21 protein-coding genes and 3 tRNA genes are annotated in these 26,009 nt (G+C 57.9%); 10 read left to right on the top strand and 14 right to left on the bottom strand.

Annotated elements, in window-relative coordinates; all coding sequences use genetic code 11:
- Positions 1–5: 5 nt before the first annotated feature.
- A complete protein-coding gene (locus M9920_14510; GenBank protein MCO5053493.1) occupies positions 6–1,760 on the bottom strand; it encodes a hypothetical protein in 1,755 nt (584 codons plus the stop codon).
- 196 nt (positions 1,761–1,956) lie between these two features.
- Between M9920_14510 and M9920_14505 the strand changes: the two genes are divergently transcribed.
- A complete protein-coding gene (locus M9920_14505; GenBank protein MCO5053492.1) occupies positions 1,957–2,847 on the top strand; it encodes a diacylglycerol kinase family lipid kinase in 891 nt (296 codons plus the stop codon).
- Between the two features lie 135 nt (positions 2,848–2,982).
- Complete coding sequence (locus M9920_14500) at positions 2,983–3,543, top strand: response regulator (GenBank protein ID MCO5053491.1); 561 nt, start codon at positions 2,983–2,985, stop codon at positions 3,541–3,543.
- Positions 3,544–3,561: 18 nt separating this feature from the next.
- Here the strand turns inward: M9920_14500 and M9920_14495 are convergent.
- From M9920_14495 to M9920_14470, 6 genes are all read right to left on the bottom strand, one after another.
- Positions 3,562–3,637 (bottom strand) — tRNA-Lys (locus M9920_14495).
- A gap of 121 nt (positions 3,638–3,758) precedes the next feature.
- The gene (locus M9920_14490) at positions 3,759–4,901 is read right to left on the bottom strand and encodes a prepilin peptidase (protein ID MCO5053490.1); all 1,143 of its coding nucleotides are present in this window, start codon (positions 4,899–4,901) and stop codon (positions 3,759–3,761) included.
- A gap of 107 nt (positions 4,902–5,008) precedes the next feature.
- Positions 5,009–5,887, bottom strand: coding sequence for a shikimate dehydrogenase (gene aroE, locus M9920_14485; GenBank protein MCO5053489.1), 879 nt, complete (start codon positions 5,885–5,887; stop codon positions 5,009–5,011).
- Positions 5,888–5,947: 60 nt separating this feature from the next.
- Entirely contained in the window at positions 5,948–6,646 is a 699-nt protein-coding gene (locus tag M9920_14480; GenBank protein ID MCO5053488.1) for an SDR family oxidoreductase, read from the bottom strand.
- Positions 6,647–6,667: 21 nt separating this feature from the next.
- Positions 6,668–7,693 carry a J domain-containing protein gene (locus M9920_14475; protein ID MCO5053487.1) on the bottom strand — a complete coding sequence of 342 codons (1,026 nt, stop codon included), beginning with the start codon at positions 7,691–7,693 and terminating at the stop codon, positions 6,668–6,670.
- A gap of 152 nt (positions 7,694–7,845) precedes the next feature.
- Positions 7,846–9,390 (bottom strand): DegQ family serine endoprotease, encoded by a 1,545-nt coding sequence (locus M9920_14470; GenBank protein MCO5053486.1) that lies wholly within the window; start codon positions 9,388–9,390, stop codon positions 7,846–7,848.
- A 153-nt stretch (positions 9,391–9,543) separates the two neighbouring features.
- On the opposite strand from M9920_14470, the gene M9920_14465 reads away from it, so the two are divergent.
- From M9920_14465 to M9920_14445, 5 genes are all read left to right on the top strand, one after another.
- Positions 9,544–11,190 (top strand): DUF4038 domain-containing protein, encoded by a 1,647-nt coding sequence (locus tag M9920_14465; protein MCO5053485.1) that lies wholly within the window; start codon positions 9,544–9,546, stop codon positions 11,188–11,190.
- 47 nt (positions 11,191–11,237) lie between these two features.
- Positions 11,238–11,313: transfer RNA gene (locus M9920_14460), tRNA-Lys, on the top strand.
- A gap of 7 nt (positions 11,314–11,320) precedes the next feature.
- Positions 11,321–11,689 (top strand): hypothetical protein, encoded by a 369-nt coding sequence (locus tag M9920_14455; protein ID MCO5053484.1) that lies wholly within the window; start codon positions 11,321–11,323, stop codon positions 11,687–11,689.
- Positions 11,690–11,737: 48 nt separating this feature from the next.
- Positions 11,738–12,337 (top strand): hypothetical protein, encoded by a 600-nt coding sequence (locus tag M9920_14450; protein MCO5053483.1) that lies wholly within the window; start codon positions 11,738–11,740, stop codon positions 12,335–12,337.
- Complete coding sequence (locus M9920_14445) at positions 12,334–13,185, top strand: nucleotidyl transferase AbiEii/AbiGii toxin family protein (protein MCO5053482.1); 852 nt, start codon at positions 12,334–12,336, stop codon at positions 13,183–13,185. Before M9920_14450 ends, M9920_14445 begins: the two co-directional genes overlap by 4 nt.
- A gap of 382 nt (positions 13,186–13,567) precedes the next feature.
- Here M9920_14445 and M9920_14440 read toward each other — a convergent pair whose 3' ends face one another.
- The 5 genes from M9920_14440 to M9920_14420 all read right to left on the bottom strand — a co-directional run bounded on the left by M9920_14440 (position 13,568) and on the right by M9920_14420 (position 19,156).
- A complete protein-coding gene (locus M9920_14440) occupies positions 13,568–14,017 on the bottom strand; it encodes a hypothetical protein (GenBank protein ID MCO5053481.1) in 450 nt (149 codons plus the stop codon).
- Between the two features lie 8 nt (positions 14,018–14,025).
- A complete protein-coding gene (locus M9920_14435) occupies positions 14,026–15,723 on the bottom strand; it encodes a hypothetical protein (GenBank protein MCO5053480.1) in 1,698 nt (565 codons plus the stop codon).
- A gap of 71 nt (positions 15,724–15,794) precedes the next feature.
- Positions 15,795–16,256, bottom strand: coding sequence for a hypothetical protein (locus tag M9920_14430; GenBank protein MCO5053479.1), 462 nt, complete (start codon positions 16,254–16,256; stop codon positions 15,795–15,797).
- A gap of 4 nt (positions 16,257–16,260) precedes the next feature.
- On the bottom strand, positions 16,261–18,294 hold the full coding sequence (locus tag M9920_14425; protein ID MCO5053478.1) for an RHS repeat-associated core domain-containing protein: 2,034 nt from the start codon (positions 18,292–18,294) through the stop codon (positions 16,261–16,263).
- A gap of 1 nt (position 18,295) precedes the next feature.
- Positions 18,296–19,156: a fibronectin type III domain-containing protein gene (locus M9920_14420; GenBank protein MCO5053477.1), complete on the bottom strand. Its 861-nt coding sequence runs from the start codon at positions 19,154–19,156 to the stop codon at positions 18,296–18,298.
- A 458-nt stretch (positions 19,157–19,614) separates the two neighbouring features.
- Between M9920_14420 and M9920_14415 the strand changes: the two genes are divergently transcribed.
- Both M9920_14415 and M9920_14410 read left to right on the top strand, forming a co-directional pair.
- Complete coding sequence (locus M9920_14415; protein ID MCO5053476.1) at positions 19,615–20,955, top strand: sigma-54 dependent transcriptional regulator; 1,341 nt, start codon at positions 19,615–19,617, stop codon at positions 20,953–20,955.
- A gap of 24 nt (positions 20,956–20,979) precedes the next feature.
- Positions 20,980–22,839 (top strand): cell wall metabolism sensor histidine kinase WalK, encoded by a 1,860-nt coding sequence (locus M9920_14410; protein ID MCO5053475.1) that lies wholly within the window; start codon positions 20,980–20,982, stop codon positions 22,837–22,839.
- On the opposite strand, the gene M9920_14405 is transcribed toward M9920_14410, so the two are convergent.
- Entirely contained in the window at positions 22,795–24,354 is a 1,560-nt protein-coding gene (locus M9920_14405) for a sulfotransferase (GenBank protein ID MCO5053474.1), read from the bottom strand. The two genes, M9920_14410 and M9920_14405, sit on opposite strands and share 45 nt — an antisense overlap.
- A 394-nt stretch (positions 24,355–24,748) precedes the next feature.
- Positions 24,749–24,825: transfer RNA gene (locus M9920_14400), tRNA-Met, on the bottom strand.
- 138 nt (positions 24,826–24,963) lie between these two features.
- Between M9920_14400 and M9920_14395 the strand changes: the two genes are divergently transcribed.
- Positions 24,964–25,974: a deoxyhypusine synthase family protein gene (locus M9920_14395; GenBank protein ID MCO5053473.1), complete on the top strand. Its 1,011-nt coding sequence runs from the start codon at positions 24,964–24,966 to the stop codon at positions 25,972–25,974.
- Positions 25,975–26,009 lie beyond the last annotated feature (35 nt).

Here is a 26,009-nt window from a genome sequence, read left to right as displayed (position 1 = left end):
CCGGCTCAAGCCGGCGACCCGATTTCCGCCGATAGCTTCTGCGCGATGGTGGGTTGCACCCACTTCACCAGCGCCATGAAATTCAACAGCAGCGGACTATCAGCCCGGGCTTTGAACATGCTTTTAAGGCTCGTCAACACTTTGTTGTAAGTCGTCGCGTATTTTTCATGGACCAGCCGAGTGACGTAGCTTTCCAACACCGCCTGGGCAATTGGATCAGTGCGGCCATCCTCGAGGTAGGGCAACTGACAGAAGACGCGAATGAAAAGAATCGGCTCGACCTCGCTCAGCACCAGCCAGCTTTGTCGCACCTCGGCGGCATCGTATTTGGCGCGTAACCGCTCGCGGATGGCGGCGGCGATCTGACTGGGATTCGCGTGCCGGGTCATCAGTTCGCGAATCCGATCCCAAGCCAGTTGCCGCTCCACTTCCGGGTCCATCACCACGGCGGCGCGCGCCTGCTCCTCCAGACCTTTCAAACCCAATTCCTGTCCGACCGCACGGCCCAACAACTCCGCATCCACCCGCTTCATGCGATCCGATCCCATGATGCCCTGAACCACCAGTTTCTGCCGGTCCGCGTCGGGCACCAGCTTGAGAATGGACGCCAGTTCCGCCACGGTCGGTGCCGGTTGCGGCGCGGCGGGTAACAACGTACGCACACAGCCGCGCACCACATCCGCCTCGTCCGATAATTTTTCCACGCGGAGGCGAAGCACGAATTTCAACACCCGCGCCAACCCGCCAGATTTCCCCAGGTTGTTAACCACGATGAGGCGATGATCCAAACTGACAATATGCGCGAGCAGGTCCTCGGCGGCGGTGACATCGGCGGGCGACAGTTGCTTTTGCCCGGGCTGAATCACCAACTGCTCCAGCAACGTCGGCAATCGCATCGCGAACAAAACGTCCGGCGCTTCGGTGTTTTGGTTTTCGTAAAAATGCAATAATTCAATGAGAAAGGTAATCCGTCCGAACGCGCCTTTCTGTCGCCGTGCCGTTTCGGTGGACTCCCGGCTGAGCTGCACGCGCCGATGCAACTCACGCAACGCTTCGGCGTGATTACCCGCCGCCGCGGCTTCCTGCGTCAACAACGCTTCAAAATCCGGCTTGAACGCCAGCACAATTTCCTCCGACCGGGGCCGCGGATTCAGCTTCGGATCGGTGGTCAAATCGGTAAAGAACACCAGACTCTTTTCGCCAAATTCGCGAACCACCCGCTCGCGCGGCAACTGGCCTTTGAGGTAACACCGCGTGGCGCGAACGACCGGTGCCGAGAAGAACGATTCCGGGGTTTCCGCCAGTTTCTTGACCATCTCCGTTTCCAACGGCGGTTTGGTTTCCAGCAACTCCGCGACAATCGGTTCGAGCGCCGCGCGCAGGTCTTGTTTGGATTGCTCCAAATCCTTCAGGAACTGCGGCTGGGGAATCGCGCTGTCAATCGCCCCTTTGGAGAACGCCGCGCAAGCCTCCGCCACGCTGGTATTATGCTCCACCAGCTTGGCGACGAATACGCCGACGTCGTTGATCGGCAACTTGCTGACCAGATTCGCGAGCAACAGCACCAGCTCGGCATGCGACCGTTGCCGATGTTCCACCACGCGTTCGAGCAGCAAACGTAAATTCTTGTTCTCCCGCTCCAATACCGCTTGCGCGTCCTGCAGTTGTTGCACCTGTAATTTGACGACGGCCAAGTCACGAGATGACTCGTCCGCTCCTGCCTTCGGCGCCGGACTGGATTCGTTAGGGTCAGCGACCATGATGAGATGTTGCCTCAATTGGGCGGCGGTTTTCCATAAGTTTTTGCCGCATCACAAAATTCTTTCGCGATTAACCGCTCAATCAACTTCATCTCTTTCCAAAATCATCCGGTGACACCCCGCGCCTTTTGTCCCGATTGTCACTCGCGTCGGTTTTATCCTCGACTTGTTTGGCTCACTCGGAAAACTGTCGCGTGTGCGCGCCTGCGTCATCTTCAATCCCGCCGCGAAGGGGCATAAAGCCCAGCATTTCCGCCGCGCCTTGGGAGACATCGCGCGGGAAGCCGCTCTGCGACAAACCACTGCGCCCGGCGACGCCAGACGTCTGGCTGCGCAATCTGTAATCGAGGGCTTCGATACCATCATCGCCGCCGGAGGCGATGGCACCGTCAACGAAGTGTTGAATGGCATCGGGGATGTTCCCGACGGTTTCAAACACGCGCGCCTCGGGGTTTTGCCCATCGGCACGGCCAATGTATTCGCCCGCGAACTGGGAATGTCCCTGCGTCTGGAAGCGGCGTGGGCCACGCTGCGAGCCGAAAACGAGCGACGCATTGACTTGCCCAGCTTTATTTGCGGCCCCGCCGAAAACCGCCAGCGATATTATTTTGTCCAACTGGCCGGCGCGGGGCTTGATTCGCGCGCGCTGGAACTGGTCAATTTGCAATTAAAGAAAAAGATCGGCCCCCTGGCTTACGTCGTCGCCGGCTTGCGCGCGTTGCGGAAAAAATCAATTCCACTTAGCGTTACGGATGGAGCGCGCACCCTGACCGGCGGTTTGGTCCTGATCGGTAACGGCCGCAAGTACGGCGGAAATTTTAACATCTTCCCCTCTGCAAAGCTCAGCGACGGTTGGCTCGAGGTCTGCGTCTTTCCCCAAATTGGCTGGTGGATTCTGCTGCGCTGCGGATGGCGGCTATTGCTGGCAAACCGGCTGCCAGAGGCAACCGTGCTTCGTTTCCAAAGTGCCGCCTTCAGTCTGACCAGCGCGCAACCGCTTCACTTTGAAGTGGACGGCGAACTGGCCGGGCGGCTGCCGGCGCAAGTAACCGTCGAACCATCCGCGTTGCGAATTCTGGCACCTTGAAACGCCCCGGGAATTTTCCGGGAGCCATCTGACCTGATTTCCGGGGCACCGTTCCTAAATGTAACCGAATTGAGACAACGTACTTTAAGGGTAGCTTGGAAGTGAGTGATACAACTCATTTCAAGCGAGGGCCACATGAATACAAACTCAGATCAAGAAAGCTGCACCAAATGGTTCCGCCGGATTTTTGGCAATGGGACCGGCAAACACGTGGTGGCGAAGTCGAATTCAGCCGCCGCCGAGATTTTGCACAAACCCTCGCGAAACCAAAAAGTATTGGTGGTGGACGATGATCCGGTGTTTCGGAAAACCGCCGCGACGCAACTCACCAATGAGGGCTTTGAAGTCCTGACCGCCGGTGATGGTTGCGAAGCCATCCGTACCGTGCGCAAACAAAAACCCGATCTCGTGCTGCTGGACATGAATCTGCCCGTGGACGTAACGGGCGTGGCCTGGAATGGCGATCGCGTCATTTCGTGGCTCTACCGCTTCGACGCGTTCAAGAACATTCCCGTCGTGATGGTTTCGGCTGGTGACCCGGCCAAGAAAACTCGCGAAGCATTGAATTCCGGAGCCACGGCCTTTTTCCACAAGCAAATGACTCAATCGCATTTGCTGACTTTGGTGGACCATTCCTTGCAACGGGGCACGGCGAAAAACCCCACTGGAGATACCACTTTCGATTACCAAATCTGAAGCGAAGGACGAATGAAGTGGTGGGTTGGCAGGGACTCGAACCCTGGACCAATGCCTTAAAAGGGCACTGCTCTACCAACTGAGCTACCAACCCGGAACCCCGCGCGATCTGTTTCCCGAACGTCTGAATCCATCAACTCCCGACGCACGATCGCGCGTCTAGCGAGGGGGTAACGCTAGTGAACCGGACCGGCCCGCGCAAGATTTTTTCCGGTTCAGAGCAGACCCGGCGCGGCAAATGGATTGAGTACCGCCAATAGTTCCCGCAATTCCTGTTTGGCATCCAATGGCAATAGCACCCAGATCAACGCCGCCACCGCCAGATAGGGACCGTAGGGAATGCGCGCAAAGCGTTCCCGCCCCTGGATCGTCATGCCGATGATGCCCACCACGGAGCCGACCACCGAGCTGATCACCAGGGTAAAGAACGTCGCGGGCCAGCCGAGGAACGCGCCAATCGCCGCCATGAATTTCACGTCGCCAAACCCCATGGCCTCGCGCGGTAAAATGATCTCCGTACTCACCGCCTCCATTTGGTGAATGGCTTCTGGATTGAGTTCCTCCGCTGCAATGCGCAACCGGCGCGGCGACAGGCGCACCTGGACGTTTTGATAACAACGATCAATCAATTCCAAGGTGCGGGCCTGCATGATGATTTCATCCGACTGACGATAAAACAATTCCTCGTAAGGAATCTCCCGGTCCGGCAAATGCACCGCCGTTTCCGAAAAGATAATTTTCGTATCCACCGGCAGCGCCATTCGTTGCCGACCGAACATCAGCTTGCCCAGCCGCACGATGGCGTAAATCAATCCCCAACCCACCACCGCGCCAATCACTCCCTGCCAGAACCCGGCCAGCGCCGTCACTTGATCATGCAAGGGCGCATAAAATGAAAACACCAGTCCCACGATCGTGCCGCCGATGGTGATTTCATCCGGGATGATGAAATGCTCAAAGTCAATGAAGGTGGCGACAATCAATCCAGCGACAAACAGCGAGTAGATCAACGCGAGGCGGGCGGAAGCCGGACCGTAATTCAGCCAACAACCGAGAAAAAGCGCGCCGGTCAACAGTTCCACCAGAAAGTAACGGACCGAGATGGGCGCGCGACAATTTTTGCAACGCCCCCGCAACATCAACCAGGTGATCAGCGGCAGATTGAGATACCAGGGAATCGAGTAATGGCAGTGCGGACAGTGCGAAGGCGGAGATACGACACTCAACCCCAGCGGCATCCGATGAATGCAAACATTCAAAAAACTGCCGACGATGCTGCCGAAAATGAAAAATACCACCGACCAAAAATGGAACGGCACGCGCGCCCAGATTTCCGGATCAAATACCGTGTCAAGCATAGTGGGTGAGTGAAAAGGGACGAGGCAAACGCCCATGACCAGCCGCGCCAAGCCAGTCGCCGCTTCGCGTCAGTGGGGGCAATTCAGTAATCGGTGCTCTCAAAATATCATCGGCCATAAACATTCGCCTCCAACGCCGTGCGCATCACTGCCAGCGGCGCCACTTTTCCCGACCAAATCTCCAACGCTCGCGCTCCCTGATGAAGCAACATGCCCAAGCCATTGGCGGTTTGGCATCCGGCCGCTTGCGCCGCTTGGAGAAACGGGGTCTCGGCTGGCCGATAGATCATGTCATAAGCGGCCCTAGCCCGGGCCAGGCTGAAAGTTGTCAAATCAACAGGCAGCGCGTCATTCGGTTTCAAGCCGAGTGAAGTCGCATTCAGCACCAAATCCACCGAGCCATTGGGATAGCCCACACGGACGTTGATTGCAGGAAACAACCTCCGCACTTCATCCACCAGCGCTTCCGCTTTGGTTTGGGTGCGATTCACCAAAGCCAGTTCGATGACTCCTTCGGCGGCTAATTTCATCACCGCCGCCCGGGCGGCGCCACCGGCGCCCAACACGAGCACGCGAGCGCTTCGCAGGTTGATCCGCAACTCTTCCTGCACGGCCTGGATCAGCGCATCGCCATCCGTGTTGTAACCGCGGCTGGTGATTTTCCCCGTCGCGTCGCGAGAGAAATGCACGGTGTTTATCGCCCCAAGCAGTTGGGCTGAAACATCCAGTTCATCCACCCAGGGCAGCGCCAGTAATTTGTGTGGCACGGTCAGGTTCAATCCGATGAAACCCATCTGCTTGGCTCCGGCAAGCGCGACGCGTAATTCCTCGGGCGGCACTTCAAAAGCGAGATAGCGCCAGTTCAGTCCCAACGCCGCGAGCGCGGCATTGTGCATGGCGGGGGAAGCGGAATGACGCACCGGATGCCCGAACACCGCGCAATAGCGTGTGCTGGCATCAATCGGAGTTGGAAACGGCGCCGCCACGCGGAGGTTATACGCAGAGCCAGCCCGACTTCAAAGCGGAAAGAATTTTCGCGGCGACGATCACACTCTCGATTCCGGTACGGTTAATGGACGTCCGTTGTCACCGGATTTGATGCTCAAAATAAAAGGAACGGCCACCGCCGCCCATTCGTCCGGTGAGGGATAATTGGCCGCCGAACGCCCAAAGCAACTGCGCAGCATGTCGGTATTCACGACGCCGGGATTGAGCGCCACCGCCGCCATGCCCGATGGCAGTTCTTGGGCTAAAGATTGGGTCAATCCTTCCACGGCCCATTTGGTGGCGCAATACGGGGCCACCTCAGGATCCGTGGAACGTCCCCAACCGGAACTGAAATTTACGATCGTACCCGTCCGGCGCTTGACCATGGCCGGGATCAAGTGACGAATCACATTCACCGGCCCGCGTAAATTCACATCCACCACTTCGTCAAACGCGCGCGCGCTCACCTCCCAAAGCCGAGCGTTGGCGTTGATGATGCCGGCGTTGTTCACGATCAAATCCGGCACCCCGTGCGAAGTCATGATCAAACTCGCCCACGATTTCACCGCCGGATCGGACGCAATATCCACCGCGTAAAAATCATGCGGCGCGCCAAACTCCGCCCGCAACCCTTCAATGTCCCGGTTGCTGCGTCCGCAACCCAGCACCGTAAGACCGCGCTTCACAAATTCGGTCACCATCGCGCGCCCCAGACCTCGGGTCGCTCCGGTAAGGACCACCAATTTTGCCTCTGCCATGATGTTCTTGTTCCCTGATTCCTAGTTTTGACTGGTTCGAGGATTGAATTTGGACGTTTCCGCGAGCTTGCGCCACAAATTTCGTTCGGCCTCGGTGATGCGCACGGGCACCTCCACCTGAATCACCACCAATAAATCGCCGCGTTCCCCGGCCCGTGACGTCAACCCCCGATGTCGCACGCGCAACTTTTGACCATTCTGCGTTCCCGGCGGGACTTTGATGTTCACATGTCCCTCCAATGTGGGAACGGAAAGGTTACCGCCCAATACGGCTTCCCACGGCGCAACCGGCGCCTCGTAAATCAAGTTATGGCCGGACACTTCAAAGTCCGGATGCTTCGCCAGACGCACTCGAAGAAACAAATCACCCGCGCTGCCACCGCGCGATCCGGCCTCGCCGCGACCCGCCAGGCGCAAACGCTGGCCTTCCGTCACGCCCGCCGGAATCTTGACCTGGTAGGTTTCTGATTTGCTCACGCGCCCCTGCCCTTCACACGCCACGCAAGCCCGGGCGCCGCGATGGCCACTGCCGCCACAGACCGAACAGACGACGGCGTGCCGCACGTTCACGGCGCGTTGTGAACCGCGCATCGCTTCTTCCAACGAAACCAGAATATCCCCTTCAATGTCCGCGCCGCGCTCCGCTGGCTCCGCTTCCGAAGCGCCCGAACGCGACTGACCATTACGGCGGCCGCCGAACAATTGTTCAAAGAAGTCGCTAAAACCCGTGCCGCCAAAGTTGAACTCAAATTCCGTCCGCTCGCCACCGCCTCCGGCGCTCCGCCCCCAACCGGGTGGCGGCCGAAAATCCGCGCCGGATTTCCAGTTGGCGCCCAACTGGTCATACTGCTGCCGCTTAACCGGGTCCCCCAGGACCTCGTAGGCTTCATTGACCGCTTTGAACTTTTCCTCCGCGCGCTTTTTATCCTTGGCTACGTCCGGGTGGTACTCGCGCGCTAGTTTGCGAAACGCCTTTTTGATGTCGGCACTACTGGCGGTGCGGGCGACCCCCAGGATGGCGTAATAATCTTTATATTGGACTGACATTCAATCTAGCCAGTCGTCGTCATTGCTGGCTCGACAAAATCATGCCTGCCCAAAACTTTTTGTCAAAGCCGCGATGCAGCTTCGTCCCGCCAATGGAAAATCCAGCCGGGCCATTTCGATCCGGCTGGATGTCCAAGTTTCCCCACCCTTGATTATTTTTTGCCTAACGGCACGGACACAAACCGCGTCGTCTCCAGATCGTCGGTTTGCGTGTAAACCTGCAACAGCAGACTTTTACCCTTGGTTTTATCCGCCTGCTCAGAAACCTCATCGCTGCTCTTGACTGATTGCTGATTGACCTCCGTAATCACGTCGCCTGGCCGCAGTCCGGCCTGGGCCGCGGCAGAATCCTCCTCCACGGAAGTCACCAACGCGCCATTGACGCGCCCCGGAATGTTGTATTGTCGGCGCAACCGCCAGTTCAGATCGGACAATTCCACTCCGGACAATGCGGGCAATATCTCGTCTCCCGTCTGGCTGGAGCTGCCGCCCTTCACCGCGACGTCGTCCGGGTGCTCGCCCAGCTTGACATTGAAAGTCTGTTCCTTGCCTTTGCGCAACGCTTTGAACGTGACCGCGGTATCCGGGACGGTTTGCGCCACCAACAATCGCAGGTGCGACGAATCCGTCACCGGCTTGCCATTGAAATCAATAATCACGTCACCGGCCCGAATCCCGGCCTTGGCGGCGGGCGTATTCGGTTGCACCCCTCCCACCAGCGCGCCGCTCGCGTCGGGCAACTTGAAAGCGTCCGCCAATTCCGGGGTCAGGGGTTGCAAACTGACTCCCAGATAACCATGCACAATCCGGCCATCGGCAACCAATTGCTCCAACACCGTGCGGGCCAGATTCACCGGCACCGCGAAACCCACCCCGGCATTACCGCCGCTCGGACTGGCAATGGATTGGTTGATCCCCACCAACCGGCCTTCCGCATCCACCAACGCGCCGCCGGAATTGCCCTTGTTGATCGCGGCATCCGTTTGAATGAAATCTTCATACCCCTGCCGTCCCAGGATGCCGAAGCCTCGTCCCAACGCGCTGACGATGCCGCTGGAAACACTTTGTCCGATGCCAAACGGATTACCCACCGCCAGCACCACGTCGCCCACTTCCAGCTTGTCGCTGTCCGCCAGCGTGACCGCCGGCAGCTTCTTTTGGGCCTCCACTTTCAACACCGCCAGATCCGTGCGCGGATCCCGGCCAATCACCGTCGCTTGATATTTCGTTTTGCCATCCGGCAACACCACCATGATTCCGTCTTCATCCGCGCCTTCGACCACATGATTGTTCGTCAGAATATAACCGTCTTCCGTGACGACCACTCCCGAACCTAAGCTTTCTTGGCGCAACTTTCGGCTCCGATCGCGGGGACGCCGCTGATTCCCCTGATCCGAATCGGGATCCGGTTCAAAGAACCGACGCCACATCTGGTCGCCCTGAAGTGGGTTTTGAAATTGTCGCAACTGAATGGTCCGGGTGGACTCGATCGTCACCACGCTTGGCGTCACTTTTTTAATCACGTCCGCGTAACTCACCCCGCGCGTGGCGCGATCCACCGAACTATCGGAAATGGACAGCTTCGGCGCGTCCTTGGCCAAAACGGGTAGCGCCAGCAAACCCGCCAGCACCGCCCCGAGCAGGCGGTTGCTCCTCAATCCGCCTGAATCCAAAACAAAATTTAATTTCTTGCTCATAACTTCTCTCTTTCCATTTTTTGTCGGGCCGTAGCGATCATTCTCCCGACCTTAACCACACAACGAATGGACAATACTCTCAAAAAAATGTTCAACGCAACCGTGCTGCCGGGTTTGACAGCCTCGCCGGATTCCGTTCAGATACCGGCCTGAATGACTCAACATTTGCGAATCCGATTTCATCTCGCATGGCTGGCGCTGCTTCTCTGGCCATCCGTTCCCCTCGCCACCGCTCACGCCGCCGATTCGGTCGCCAAGTGGCAGCGCTGGGAACTCGAACTACACAGCAGTGTGAGCTACTCGAACCCGATCGAACAAGCCGAACTCCAGGTCGTGTTGATTTCGCCGCTGGGTGAAACCAATCGCGTCGAAGGATTCTGGGACGGCGGCTCCGTCTGGAAGGCGCGCTTCAAACCCAGTTTTCCGGGAACCTGGCAATACCACACGCTTTGCTCCGACACCACGAATTCCGGTTTGCATGGACAAACGGGCACGTTCCTCTGTTCCGCGCCGACGGATGAAACTGATTTTACCCGCCACGGCCCCATCCAAGTTGCGCGAGATCAACAACACCTGGAACACGCCGACCACACGCCCTTCTTCTGGCTGGGCGACGCCGCATGGTCAGCCGCAGGCCGGACCAGCCTGGAGGAATGGCGCGCTTATCTCCAAACCCGACGGCAGCAGAAATTCAATGTCACCTTGTGGCGATTGCCCGCCGCGATCGGATCGGAACAAACGCCGCTCTATCGCGCCGAGACCGGTTTTGCCATCAACCCCGACGCTTTTCGTGAAGTGGAACAAAACGTGATCGCCGCCAATCAAGCCAACCTATTGAACGCCATTGCGCCGCTGTGGGAAATCGGGTTGCGACCGGGTACCGAACTGCCTGAAGCACACGCCATCGCGCTGCTCCGTTATGCCCTGGCTCGCTGGAATGCGGCGGACGTCGTTTGGATCATCGCCTTCGACTGCGACAGCTCAGGCGTGGCGGCGAACCGCTGGAAAAAAATCTGCCGACAAGTGTTCGATGCGGGTAATCATGCCCCGGTAATTCTGGTGCCCGGAGAATCCTTTTGGGTCTATGACGGATTTCGTTCCGAACCGTGGGCGGACGGGTTCGGTTTCCAAACCAGTTCGGTCACTGACGCAAATTCGCTTCCCTGGCTGCTGGGTGGCGCTCCCTCGCAAGAACGCTGGAAAGTGCCCCCGCACCCGCTGCTCTCCATCCTTCCGCCACCGACGAGCCAAACCCCGGTTGCCGGCAAAACCATCACGACGGAATTCGCCCGCCGCCTCCTGTGGTGGAACGCTCTGCTGATCACTCCCGCCGGCGTCACGTACGCCGCCCAACCCATCGCCGAGTGGCATACGGATTCCGGTGCGGGCCCAACCTGGCGCGAAGCCCTCGCTTCCACCGACGCCCAAGCGTTCGCGGCCCTGAGTGAAACCATGGCGGCCACTGATTTTTGGACATGGCGACCCAGCCCAACACCTTTGCTCGCGACCTTGGACCCGGCCACCCTGCCCGTTTACCCGTTGATTGTGACCAACCGCACGGGAGCGTTGGTCTATCTGCCTGAAGGCCGCGCCATCCATTTGGCGGCAAAAGTATTGCCCCCCGGCGCTCGGGCGACCTGGCGCGATCTCCGCGCAAATCAGACACAACCGGCGCAAGCCGCGTCCGTGCCCGGCTCGAACCGCTTGGAAATGCGCCCGCCCGCCCCGGGCGATTGGCTCTTGGAAATCAAAGCCCCGACGACGGCGATGGATACCACCCGGCAACAAAACCCCAAGTGAAGATTGACAACTCCCGCCTACGATTGCGATGCTAGGCGGCCTTGGTTGCCTCGGTAGCTCAGTTGGTAGAGCAGTTGACTCTTAATCAATTGGTCCAAGGTTCGAGTCCTTGCCGGGGCACCACTCTCAAATGCCTGTCTGTGAATGGTTTTCGGCATTGGCCCGTGACGCCAACAAAACGCAAAAAAACATGCTTGGCCAATTCTTGGCCAATTTTTCGGTCGTCGCTGCTCGCTCCAGTCTGCCTTCCCAACTCGTCGGCCAGGCTGAACATCTCAAAGATGTCGCTCTCCCGATCTTTGCCACCCACGAAGTCATGCTGTGCGGCCACTCGTTGAAACGCATCGAAACCGCAATGCAGCGGATGGAGTTGGCACACTTGGCAGAGCTGCCAAGCCGTCAGCAATCCTTGATTGCAGACGGGCAGCCGATTATTCTTGAAATTGTCGTTACGGAAGCGGCGAAACAGAAATCACCAACGTCAAACGCCTCAGATTGAACGGACTGCCAGCTTGCACATTTCCTCAAAAAAGTTGAGGATATGTGCATGACGAAGAAAACCAATCCATTTGCCGCTCTGATGACGATTGCCCAAGATCAGCAAGGGTATTTCACCACGAAGCAGGCCATCGAGGCCGGCTACGCGGACAACACGCATCCCTATCACGTCAAGGCCGGGAATTGGGAGCGGGTCTGGCGCGGCATCTATCGGATGGCGCATCTGCCCGCGCCGGAAGATGGCGAGATGATGGTCTGGCTGCTTTGGTCGCGCGGGCATGACGAAAAGCCGCGCGCGGCCATGTCGCATGAGACGGCACTGAGCCTGTTTGAGATGGGCGATTTCAATCCCGCAAAGATCCACATGACGGTGCCGCCGATGTTCCGCCGCAACAGTCGTGTTCCCAAGTCAGTCGTGCTGCATCGTGTAAATCTCGCTGCGGGCGAAGTTATGCAACTGCGTGGCCTGGCTGTGTGCCGTCCACTGCGCGCACTGTGCGACGTGGCTGCTTCCAATCCAAGTGGCATTCATGCGCTCAAACCTGTCGCCAAGGAAGCGAGGCGACGCGGCCTGATAACCGAGCGGGAGATTTCGGCAATGAAGGGAATCGCCGATCATAAGAAATTCGTAACGACTCTGTTTGAATGAAACGATACGAAACATCAATCGCTCTGCGTCGCGCCTTAGAAGACCGGCTGCTGGCGGCTGTGCGGCGCGGCGGCGGCGACATCCGGCGTATGCGCCGACAGGCGGCTTTCGACCGTTTGCTTTGCAGGCTGTTTCATGACCCGGACGCGCCGTGGCTGCTCAAGGGCGGGTACGCGATGGAACTCCGCATCCGGGCGGCGCGGACGACGCGGGACGTTGATCTGGCCATCCGCACTCTGCCGACAGAGAAATGGGATGACACTGCCATTCGCGGCTTGTTGCAAAGCGCGGCAAGTGTTGATCTCCAGGACGGGTTTGAATTCACCATCGGCGAACCCACGATGGATTTGGATGCCGCGCCTTACGGCGGCTCTCGTTTTCCGGTTGATGCACAAATGGCGGGCCGACGCTTTGCCAATTTTCATTTGGACGTGAGTGCGGGTGACGTGCTTCGCGAACCGTTTGAGATTTTGGAGGGACAGGATTGGCTGGGCTTCGCCGGGATTGCAAAGGCGAAGCTGCCTGCCATATCGCGCGAAGAACAGTTTGCCGAAAAGTTGCACGCTTACACGCTGCCTCGCACCGGGCGTCCGAATACTCGGGTGAAGGATTTGGTGGACATGGTTCTCCTGCTCGATTCTGGAACGATGGATCGAACTCGCTTGTCGGAAAACATCAAGGCGACATTCCGTCGTCGCGGTACTCATGAAGTGCCGGAGTCGTTGCCGCCGCCACAGAAAGATTGGGTAGAGCCGTTCAGTGCATTGGCAGCCGAGTGCGGTTTGAATCAAAACATGGCTGAACATCACCGCCGACTTGCCAATTTTCTCGTTGTGATTCTGGAGTAATTCCAAACGGATGCTATCGGCGCTCCCAGAACATCGGTCGGCACACGCTGGCTCACCCTCCGCATTCAGCGCGCGCTTGAATTCGCGGGGAGGCATCATTACGCAGGAGAGGACGGATGGTTCACGTATCGTAGCGTCTGACGCTACGTTGTGAAAATGCAATAAACCTGGCAAAAATGGAAAAGCGGTCGGTGCGGCTGGCCGGCGCGACAGGCGGAACGAGCGCATAGTCGTTTCCGCTGGCGTGACGAACGGCGGCACGGACCGCAAATGATCCCAACGAACCATTCAACCTAAACTTCGCAGCGAAGACGGAGCGTCCAGGGCTGTGGCACAGGCGCTAGTGACCGACCAACCCCGGCGCGGCGAGCCAGACTCCTTCTCAGCTCTTGGCGGGGCACCAGCGGTCAATTCCTTTCACAAAAAGGCTCGCTAGTTCATCGAACTGAGGTTTTGTCTCCCATTCGCGAATGCGCTTGTTCCAAAATTTCGGCAATTGATTCACTGGAAAGGTGAACTCCGCGTAGCCGCTCACGATATCTATGAAGCCAAGTATTGCCTTCCCCTCACAGTAAGCAGTGAACTCATCAAGAGCGGGCTGAAGTCTGGCATAGGTTCGACCACCAGCTGCGGACTGCCCGCGCCAAGAGCGCACATGCCAACCGTTGGATTCTGCGATGCGTCTCTTCGCAGCAAGCGCTACTGGGTCATGGAACAGGAGAAAGCTCCATCCGTAAGGCGACAAGAACAGGTCGCCGTAGTCACGCTCAAGCTGCAAACGCACTCGAATGTGTTTGCGGAACGAAGTTTCCCAACGCTGAACGGCTTCCATTTCGGGCCTCACTTGCAGGGTTTAAACCATTTGAGCCCCTCAAACTGTGTTTTTCCGCCAAGTAGTGTCCCGGAAAACTCCTTGTCCAAGTTAAAAGCAGGAAACCAGCCCTTTTCACCGAGCTGCTCGAAATTCATGGAGAAGCTGAAAACGGCCGTAGCATCCAGCCGCAGCGTGCCCTGACACAGATTGACGATACCGTTGACTTCGCCAGTAGCACCAAGCTCAATAACTTTTCTTTGACCAGCGGTTTCGCCGCCACCGCGCCGACCATTGCCGACTGTGAATGCGCCATTCAGCGAGAACTCACACGCGTCCACGCAGCCACAACAATTCCGAACTACACCCTCGATCCACCCCTGTGCTGATACGTCCGGCAAATACCTGTCGAGGGTTTCGCCGATGCCAGGAATACGTTTGACGAGCTTGTCGATCAGCTTCTGACGCACACTACACGAGACGCCTGCGCCGATTTCGTAAACCTTGCACCCGCCTTCACTCTTAACCGTGATTGTGCCAACCAATCCACAGCCTGGCGGCAAACCAGGAACAGGGATGTGACCAAGCTCAAATGTGCCCGCATTTGGTAAAAGCGTTTCAATGCTGAAGAAACCAAGATACTCAATGCGGTTAATCCCATTGTTTGCAACGAAAGCATACAAGTTCACGCCGCCTTGTTCTTCCAACGGGTCTCTGTTTGGCCACCGGCCTGTATCCGGGTCATAATAGCGGTAGCCGTAATAGAGCATCCCCGTCTCCCAATCACAGAACTTGGTCGAGCCAACGAACGGGTTGAAGGATGCAAGTCGGCCTGTAGCGCGAAGAATACCGAGGAACGGCTCATACTCATACACCGCCTCAACCGCACCGTTTGTGGCATTCACGAGAGTCGCGACATTATGGTTGCCGTCGTAGCAGTAAAAATATGTTCCCGCCTCCGGCCCTTGATGCACGGTCATGGAAATCAGGCCGCCCACACCGCCCGCTCCTTGCATCGTCCCGCTCGCGTCTGTTCCCCATGTGAATGACTGAACCAGTCCGTTCGTGGCATCGAGGATGGCAATGAGATTCCACCCATCGTAAACAAACTTGTTCGTGCTCTGCGCCACGTAGGTTGAACCGTTCCACGTTGAAACAATCTTCTGCGTCCGGCGGGAACGAGAATCATACGCGCAATCCAGCTTCACCCGCGAACCAACCGGGGCGGCACTGTTTCTGGTGAAGGAAGTGATTCGGTTCTCCGCGTCCCAAGTGTATGACCAACGCCCGTCGTTGGTGAGATTGCCATCGGCGTCATAACCAAATACCTCCGCCGTCTTGGGCACAAAGAGCTTTCCAATGGTATTGGTCACAATGTCCGCCCCGGTGTAGTTGCTCAGGACGGCGACGTTCGTGATGGTGAGCCACAGCGCGCCCGTGTTGTTATTGAACAACATTTCCCCCCGGAAATAATCCCCCTTGCGCGTCGTCGGCGTATAGAGCGCAAGATTGTCCTGGCTCCACAAGCTCACCGTGGCCGTGTTCGTCGCCGTCCCTAGCACATTCACAAAGCCCGGCACGGTGCGGCTGGTGTATTGGTTCAGGTTGTTCACAGAATAGGAAGCTTGCCGCAGGTCCCGCGTGGTGGTCTGCCGGTTGCCAATGTCGTCGAACGCATAATCAAACTGCTGCCCGGCGACTGGCGTGGTTGGTGCAGACCGGTTCACGTTCAGACAAGAATCTCCAATACAAAATCTCATGGCACGTTCAGTGCATTGGTTGGTCGTGTCCGATTCACTTATTCCTTTTGGAACACGACCTCCCCGATTCCTTGCGGGCAGACCCCTCCAAGTATCGCATCCTTGTCTTGTAAGAGAAGAACCTCGCCGGACAACAGGGCGCAGTAGTAAAATTCCGAGCCGCCTTTTTGCGACGAGACTGGAAATATGCACTTCAATACGATGATCCGTTCTGGGGATTCAAGGCTCAACGCATCGCTGCCGCCGTAATTCAGCCGCACCGCAACCTCGCGCAGCACACTGAACTCACCCAGTTCGGCCAGATTGGCGCCGGCTTCGGGAAGGTGGCCGTGCGCTTTGGCATATTCTCGAACTGCAATAATTCCTACGCGGGCGAACTGCAAACAACTCCCACGGTTCACCCACGCACGAGGCTTCAGAGGGTTGTGGCCACAGCCTGTGACTACTCCCACCAAGGCTAGCAGCGCACTGAAACCAATGATGAATGTTGCACGATTCATTGCCTCATTTCCTTTTTGGAGGCCGGTCGATTCCGCATTTGCACATCGCTTTATCAAACGCGTTACTTATCGTCCAAGAAGGTGCGCCGTTCTTAGGAACGCACGTCGCGCAAATCTGCTGCTTTTTCAGTTTTTCAACAGCGTCTTGGACAGGTTTTTCGTATCGAGCATCGAACGCTGGGCCATCTTCGCCGTCATCTTTATTGTGCCCCTCCATTTCGTGCCACACTGTGACGATTTGAAATTCGGCGTTCACAATACTCAGGCCGTTAATGTTGTCCGCGCTCAAAAAAGTGGCTGCTTTCGTCGGAATGCCGTATGTCACCGTCCAACCGTTGGCTGAGCTTCCGAAGCTCGCCAAATAGACGCCGTTGTTCGGCACAGGTAAGTTGAAACCGAGCTCTGCTAACAGGCACCGAAGCTTGGCGAGATTGCTACCCGGAGCAAACGGCCACAGGTTCCCACTGCGAACAGTTATCGTGTCTTTCGGAACCTCAATGATGTCGCCGGGGACGAAGGTAATCGCTGAGATATAGAAACTCGGAAACTTCATACGATATCTCTTCCTCCCAGCTGGGTCGATGTAGTCAACGGGGTTATTGCCGACAAATTCGTAGAGGTTTTCACCTCCACGTTCCTCGATAGGGTCTCTGCTTAGCCATCTTCCATCTCTCAAATCCCGGAACAAGTATTTATCATCCCCGATGTAATCATCGTGATATTGCGTGCTGAAGCGGATGGGGTTGAGTTTCGCCATTGGGCCGGTTTCCCGCACTTGTTCCGCAAACGGCCCGCATTCATACCGTGCGCTCTCAATACCAGTCGCCGCATTCACCAACGCCGCCACGTTCCCGTTACCATCATAGCAGGTGAAATGTGTGGTGTTCGCCATGTTGCCACACTGGGCGGACGTTCCCGCTTTCACCGCCAACACTCCACCCACCCCACCAGCTCCTTGAATACTGCCGCTCATATCTATGCCCCGCAGGAAGCTCACCACCACGCCGTTCGTATGATCCAGCACCGCCAGCAACACTTGATTGTCCCACACGTAGCGGTTCGTGAGTGAAGGATAGTAAGCTGTTCCATTGTTCGTGGACACAATGCGCTCAATCCATCTTCCATCGGCCAGAATCGTCCACACCTCTTTCACTTTGGAGAGCGACGGGGCGTCGCTTCTACGTTCAATCACTATCCGCCGGTTCTCCCCATTCCACACATTCGTCCACAAGCTGTCACTGGTTAAGTTGCCATCGGCGTCATAACCAAACACCTCCGCCGTCTTGGGCAGAAAGAGTTTCCCGATAGTATTCGTCACCACATCGGCCCCCGTATAGTTGCTCAACACGGCCACGTTGGTGATGGTGAGCCACAGCGCGCCCGTGTTGTTATTGAACAACATTTCTCCCCGGAAATAATCCCCCTTGCGCGTCGTCGGCGTGTAGAGCGCAAGATTGTCCTGGCTCCACAAGCTTACGGTGGCCGTATTCGTGGCCGTGCCCAGCACGTTCACAAAGCCCGGCACGGTGCGGCTGGCGTATTGGTTCAGATTGTTCACAGAATAGGAAGCCTGCCGCAGGTCCCGCGTGGTGGTTTGCCGGTTGCCAATGTCGTCGAACGCATAATCAAACTGCTGCCCGGCGACAGGTGTGCTATCGCTCCAATACTTCTTCCCGCTCGTCACCTGCCCCATGCTGTCATAGCCATACACCCAATAGCTGCCGTCCAGGTTCGTCACGCTCGTGCGCTGGCTGGCGGGATTGTATTTGTAAGCGTGGGAGTCCAAAGTCCCAAGGCCAACGTCCAAGGTCGTCGTGTTCGTGAGCCGGTTTACAAAATCATAGCCTTTGGTCGTGGTCATCACGGTGGTGCCGTTCGTGGCGAAAACAATCTGTTCCACCAGTGAGGAATTATCAAGGTAATCATACGTGGCGCTATGCGTGCCGTCGCCCACCGTCAGCAGGCGCGAGGCGTCGTCGTAACCGTAGGCGGTCGAGGCGAGGATGGCGAATGGGCGGTGGCAAAATTTGAAATCCACATCAACCCGCAGGAGCGTCACTGGCAGCACCGCGTTCCCGGTAGGTGGCGGGTTCCGTCGTCATCATGACCCGGTAAAATTGCGCTTCCGAGGTCGGCGACACGGGAGTCCAATACACCGTGCGACCTTCGGCATCGGCCGTGAGGGTGGCGCGCGGGGTCCAGATTTTTGCGTTGGGACTGCCGGCGGATTGCAACTGCGTCACGGCGCCGGGCGGCGTCAGCCATTCGAGCCGCATCATGCCGTTGGTCGGCGGCGTGAGCGTGATCCGCGAGAGCAACGGTTGCGGGCCGGGGACAAATCGGTAAAACCGCTGGGCCACCGACGCGGCGGCGGCGTCCAGCGCGATGATCTGGCCGGTGCGATTGGCGGTGACGTTGGTCAACGTCTGCCAGTAAACCGGGTTGGGCGTGGCGGCAAATTGAATGGCCCCCACCGTGCCCGAGGTCGCAGTGGTGTTCAATCGCAGACGCCCGTCGGCGAGCCGGGTGATTTGCAATCGGCCGTTCTGCCCCGCCGGCGGCGCGGCGGAAACGGTGGGCGTGTAAAGCAGTTCATTCGAGGGAATGCTTTCCAAGGCGAACGCGTTGTATGAAACCGCATAAATGCGATAGGTCGTTCCCACATATAAATTGGAGAGCGTTACTTCCAGATTGGGGCCGACATCCACCCGCTGCAACCTGCCGGTGACCGCCGGTCCGAAATACACCGCGTAACCAGCGACATTGGAATCCGCGGCGGCGTTCCAACGCAGCTTGACGGGAACAGCCAGTTCCTGCGCCCAACCGAGCCGCGGCAGAATCAATCCAAGCAGAATGACAAGGAGTCGAGAACTCCACGGGAACACAGCATTTTTCCGCATAAGGCAACTACTGGCATCTGGTTCAACCTCCTTTCACCCTCTGGAAAAGAGGCACTCGCACGCGGTCGCCTTAGCAGCGGCAATGCCATGAGTGCGGACGCCAAACGCGCGTCTTGAAGCTGAAACAAATATCCGCGTTTACCGGAGTGGAATGACGCGGCAATCCAACGATTCGCGTCAACGAGTGAACGGAAGCGGAGACGTAAAAAAGTTCGCGCAAAAAACAAGGTCAGTCGAGCGCGGCAAGAGCCAGTGCAAATTCTGAACGAGCGACGTTCAGAAATCGGTCGAAACCACGCCGGAATTTCGTCGCCGCCTCGGAGTCATTGCGAATTCCACCGCCCAATGAGGAGCGGCGAGAAACCTGCTCGCCTCGCTGGCTCATGGCCTTTACCATTACGGTGGGATCGGATCCGGATTGGTCGCGAGAAATCCACTCTGAACGTCCCCTTCAATTCATGCGTATTCTGATTCTCGATGATGAAGCGAGTATTCGCACCACTCTGGCCGTGATGCTGAAAGGGTTGGGACACGAGGTGGTGAGCGTGGCGGAGGCCGCGGCGGCACTGCACGAACTGGAGCGCGCGCAATTCGACCTGTGCTTTCTCGATCTGAAGCTCGAAGGTGAAAACGGTTTGGACGTGTTGCCGCAATTGCTCCGCAACAATGCGAATCTCGACGTGGTGGTGTTCACCGCCTACGCCTCGATTGACAGCGCGGTGGAAGCGATGCGGCGCGGCGCAAAAGATTACATCCCCAAACCGTTCACGCCGGAACAAATCCGGCAATTGCTGCGCAAGATCAGCGAGGCGCGGTCGTTGTCCGGTCGCATTGCCACCCTGGAAGCGCAACTGACTGGAGACGCGCCGCCGACGCTCATGGAATCGGTCGAGCCGGCCATGGAAAAAGCGTTCAGCCAGGCGTTTCGCGCGGCGGATTCAGCGGCTACGGTGCTGTTGCTGGGCGAGAGCGGCACGGGCAAAAGCATGCTGGCGCGCGCGATGCACGAGCGCAGCCCGTTCCAGGATAAACCGTTCGTGACCATCAATTGCCCCAGCCTCTCGGCCGAGTTGTTGGAGAGCGAATTGTTCGGTCGGGTGAAAGGCGCTTACACCGGCGCTTCGAGCGACACGTGGGGCAAGGTCGCCCAGGCCGAAGGCGGGACCTTGTTCCTGGATGAAATTGGCGAGCTGCCGTTGGCGATTCAACCCAAGCTGCTCCGGTTGTTGCAGGAGAAAGAATACGAGCGCGTGGGCGAAGCCAAAACGCGTCGCGCCAACGTGCGGGTGATCGCCGCCACCAATCGCAATCTCGCCACCGCCGTCGCGGAAAAGACGTTTCGCGAAGATTTGTTTTACCGGCTGAACGTGATCGCGATTCGGATGCCGCCGTTGCGGGAGCGGCGGCGCGACCTCAAAGCGCTGGCGGTGGGTTGTCTCAAATTTTTTGGCGCGCAATGCGGCAAGCGCCTCACCGGATTTTCGACGGCGACCTGGGCCGCACTCGAAGCCTATCATTGGCCGGGGAATTTGCGCGAATTGCGCAACGTCATCGAACACGCGGTCATCTTTGCCAACGGCGGCGAGATTGTGCCCGCGGATTTGCCGGATCTGTTCGATCCCCACAGTTTGGGAAGTCCGGCGGAAGTCAGCGTGGGCATGAAGGTGTCGCTGGAGCAGATTGAAACCGAACACATCCGCCGGGTGCTCGCGCAAACCAAGACCATGGAGGAAGCCGCGCAATTGCTCGGCATTTCGCGGGGCACCCTTTATGAGCGCAAAAAGAAAATGGGTCTCTAACCTTGCGGCCTGAGGTCCGCCACCATGCTTCGCACGCGAATTGTCCTGCATCTTATTCCGTTCGTGCTGATCCTGACGGCGGTTGGCGCCTTTGCGATGGTGCTGGTTTCGCGCCTGGCGGCGAGTGTGGACCAGACGGTGACGGAGAATTATCAACGCGATAATGCCGCGGCGAAAATGGTCGAGGCGGCGGATCGCATGGACACCGCCTTGCAACGGTCGCGGACGGAAGATTCGGCGGCGGCGCAGTTGATGTTCGATACCAACGCCCGTCTGTTTGAAGAACAACTGACCACGCAATCCTCCAATCGGTTGGCGCAGGCGCAGGCTGAGTTGCTGCAACAATTGCGCACGAACTTCGTGGCGCTGCGGTTCGAGGGGGCGCAGATGTTTCGTCCGGACACGCCGGCGACCGAGCAGCACGCCATCTACGATCAGCAGATCATCCCCAAAAAACTGACGATTGACGTGTTGCTGGAGCGCTGGCGGGAAGCCAACAAGAAAGACATTTTCGGCACGGCGGAAACCATCAAGCAAGCCAACCGCACCATCCTGGGCGTCCTGACTCTGAGTCTGGGCGTGGCTTTGCTGTTGTTGGGTTACGCGAGCTACAAACTTGGTCGCGCCATTCTGCGTCCGATCCAGACCTTGACCAGTGCGGCCCGGGAAATCGGACAGGGCAATCTGGCGCAGACCGTGCCGGTGCTTTCCGAGGATGAATTGGGAGAGTTGGCGGGGACGTTCAATAAAATGGCCGCGCAGTTGAACACGTATCGGGAAAGCACCACGGAACAAATCGTCCGACTGCACCACACCATGGAGTCGGCGCTGGCTTCGTTTTCCGATCCGGTGTTCATCCTGGACCCGCAAGGACAGATCGAGTTGAGCAATCGCGCGGCGGAAGAATTGAGCGCGGAACTGGAATTATCGGGAACATTGCCGCCCAAGTTGATGCACGCCGTCCAGCGGGTGCTGGCGGAAAATCGAGATTTTTTGCCGGACAACTTCGAGGCGGTCGTGACGTTACGGGTCAAGGATCGGGATCGCGCCTTTTTGCCGCGCCTGCACATCATGCGTGAGGCGGAGACCAAAACCATCGGAGTGGCGGTGGTGTTGCACGACGTGACGCGCTTTCGTCTGTTGGATGACGCCAAAACCAACCTGGTGGGCACGGTCAGTCACGAGTTGAAAACGCCGCTCACCAGCGTGCGCATGGTGTTGCACATGCTGCACGAGAAAAGCGTGGGGCCGCTGAACGCGTCGCAGGCCGAACTGGTGGCGACGGCGCGGAAAGATTCCGAACGATTGCTTCGCATGTTGGATGCGTTGCTCGATATCGCGCGGCTCGAGGCGGGCGATTCCAGTTTGCACCGGGAAATCATTCCCGCAGTGGCATTGGTCACCAGCGTCCTCGAAGAAACGCAAAGTTTTATCGCCGCGCGCGGTTTCAAACTCGCAATCCGATTGCCGTCAGACTTGCCCGCAGTGTTGGTGGATCAGCAGCAGATCGGACAGGTGTTTCAAAACTTCATCGCCAACGCGATGAAACATTCGCCACCGCGCGAAACCATCCTGGTGGCGGCCCGGCGTCTGGCGGATGGCAGCGTGTGTTTCAGCGTGACCGACCGCGGCCCCGGCGTGGCGCCGGAACATCAGGCGCGCATTTTCGACCGCTTTTTCCGCGTGCCCGGCCAAACCAAGACCGGCGCCGGCCTGGGCCTTTCCATTGCGCGCGAAATCATTGTGGCGCACGGCGGGCGGGTGGGCGTGCAAAGTGTTCCGGGCCAGGGCAGCGAATTTTTCTTCGTGCTGGACGCGGCCGACCAGGTTGTCCCGCCATCAAGCGGCGTAACCAAACGCGCGGCAATACGGCGCGAGGCGTGATTGGAGCGGTTCGAGCGCGGCGGCGTACCGTTGCCAGCGACCGATTGCCCGACGATACACCGGTTGCGTCACGTCGTGATAAGTCGGCGCGTAAAGCACCTTGCGCCGCGCGGTTTCGTGATAGCGCGCCTGATCCGGATGCCACGTCAGCCCGAGGAAATTCGTCACGCGCTGCCCTTCCCCCGCCAGATGGGCCACCACGTCCTCGTAGCGCGTTTCAATCCAATCGAAACCGCCCAATTCCCGCAGCCGCAACCAGACATCCATCAAATCCGCGTAATGTTTGGCGGTGCGCTCGAGGCTTAAAAAATTCACGTTGGTGGCGTTCAACATGATGTTCAGAAAAAAGCAACTGATGATGACGTCGCGCGGATCACGCAGGGCGATGATGACCTTCAACTCGGGAAAAATCCGCAACCACAAGTTCAACGCCATGGTCGGCGAGGGATTTTTATCCAACAAAATTCGCGCGGTCGGTTCCGTCGGAATTTCGCGCAACAAACTTTTAAGATAACGCCGGCGCATTTCAGCGCGGCGCGATACCGGCAGCGCGTCCAGCGTGGCGTGACCGAGCTTCGCGCCCGGAGCCGGCATGAGGGGATTGGCAATTTCCTGCATGAACGAACTGGGTTCATCAAACGCCAGCACCTCGGGGTGCGCGTCCATGATCTGTTCCAACAACGTCGTACCGCTTCGGGGATGGCCGCCGAGAAAAGCGACTTGATACCGCTCCGTGGTGGCGGACGGCTCGGCCCGCCAACGCCGGATATGCTCCGGGGTCAACTGCGCCAACAGCGCGCGACGTTGGCGATCGGTTTCGTCATAACTCCGCTCCAGTCGGCGCGTATCAGTGATCAAGCGCACCTGCGCCTTGGCCTCGAGCAGCCAGTTGAGCGCCTCGTCATATTGTCCGAGTTGATCCAGCACCACGCCCAACAGATGGCGGCTGGCGTATTTGACGTAAGGATATTGCGGGCCGGCCTTGATCAAATCCCGCAACTCCGTCTCCGCCGCTTCATGCTGCTTTTTGCGATGCAATAGAAACGCGCGAAAGTAACGGACTTGATCATCGCGCGGATGCTTGCTCCGACACGCCTCGACGCACGCCCACGCTTCGTCCAATCGGCGCTCCTTCTCGAACCAGACGGCAAGATTGATATGCGCGTCCACCAAATCCGGCGCGGCGCTCACCGCGCGTTCAAAGCAGGCGCGTGCGTCATCCAACTGGCGCAGCCCGAGATATTGATGCCCAATCAGCCCCAGCAGCGAGGCATTGCCCGGAGCAAGTTCCAAGGCCCGTTGATACGCTTGATTCGCTTGCGAAAAATCCAACTCGCCCGCGGCGGCATTGCCCAGCTCGAACCACAACTCGGCGCTTTGGGAACAACGACCGACCAGTTCGCGGTACAAGCGCAACGCCGGGCCGCTCTGACCGCTGAGCAGTTGCGCCTGCGCCTTCTGCCAGCGCGCGACGTCGCGCGGCGCCAGTGGCGGGCGATGATTTTCCTGTTGCATCCGCAAGTTACACTGAACAAATGCGCGAACGAGTCAAACTGGAATTACACTTAAACTATGCACGATGAGGCGAAGCGGCCTCGGGCGACGTAAGCGGTGCATTCGCGTGATAAAGGTAGAATCGCGGATGAAATGTTCCGGCTGAAGCCGGAACTACAAACGACGGGGAAAAGTTTATTCCAACTGAAGCCGGGACTACGAACGGAGAGAGAGCACGATCGCTTGTAGTCCCGCCTTCAGGCGGAGGAACGCGTTGGGTTTTTAGTTTAAGACAGGCCATGACCGCGTTATTTCAGAGAGTTCGGCATGTTTCACAACCTTTCTGAAACTCTCTTCAAGGATGGTTAAGCCTCCAATAAAAAGGCCATAAAACTGGGGTTTTATGGCCGGAAATTGGTTGCGGGGCTAGGATTTGAACCTAGGACCTTCAGGTTATGAGCCTGACGAGCTACCGGGCTGCTCCACCCCGCGATAAGGGAGCGCCATCTTGCCTGATCGCCGGACTGACGCAAGCTTGTTTTTCGAGCGTCAATCGCGCGCGGCGCATCAATGACAAACGGTTTTTAGATTTCCGTTTCGCGGGCACTTGCTACCATGAAGCGGTTGAGTATGAAAAAATTGAAGTCTTCCAAATCGAAACTGACGGGCGGACCCATTTCGCGGTTCATTCAGCATCACTATCGTCATTTCAACGCGGCGGCGTTGGTTGACGCGGCCAATGGTTACTCCGCGCATCTGGCGGCGGGCGGCAAAATGATGATCACTCTGGGCGGCGCGATGAGCACGGCGGAGTTGGGTTTGTCGCTTGCGGAAATGATTCGTCGCGACAAGGTGCAACTCATCACCTGCACCGGCGCGAATCTGGAGGAGGACGTTTTCAATCTGGTCGCGCATGATTATTACGAGCGGGTGCCGCATTACCGCAGCTTGAGCGCGGAGGACGAGAACGCATTGCTTAAACGTCACATGAACCGCGTCACGGACACATGCATCCCCGAGGGCGAAGCCATGCGGCGCATGGAAAAGGCGATGCTGGAGGTCTGGACGGCGGCGGATCGTAAGGGAGCGCGCTTTTTCCCGCATGAATTTTTGTATCAAGTTTTGCGCGGCGGAAAGTACAAGAAATACTATCAGATTGACCCGAAAGATTCATGGATGCTGGCGGCGGCGGAAAAAAATCTGCCCATCGTGGTGCCGGGTTGGGAGGATTCCACGCTCGGCAACATGTTTGCGGCGGCGGTGATTCGCGGCGAAATCAAAAATGTGCATACCGTGCGCACGGGCATCGAATACATGACCTGGTTGGCGGAGTTCTATTCCAAGACCGCGACGAAGAAGAGTTCACTCGGCATGTTTCAGATTGGCGGCGGCATTTCCGGGGATTTTCCAATTTGCGTCGTACCGATGTTGCATCAAGACCTGGGCCGCACCAACGTGCCGCTCTGGGGATACTTTTGTCAGATCAGCGATTCGACCACGAGTTACGGAAGCTATTCCGGCGCGGTGCCGAACGAAAAAATCACCTGGGGCAAACTCGGCGTGAAGACACCCAAATTCATCATCGAATCGGATGCAACCATTGTCGCGCCGCTGATCTTCGCGCACGTGCTGGGTTGGTAACGGCGGCGTTCCGGTCTGCGTGGTGTGGCCGCGCG

Source organism: Verrucomicrobiia bacterium (genome assembly GCA_023953615.1).
Lineage (GTDB): Bacteria > Verrucomicrobiota > Verrucomicrobiia > Limisphaerales > JADLHS01 > JADLHS01.
This window is presented reverse-complemented; position numbering and strand designations above follow the sequence as displayed.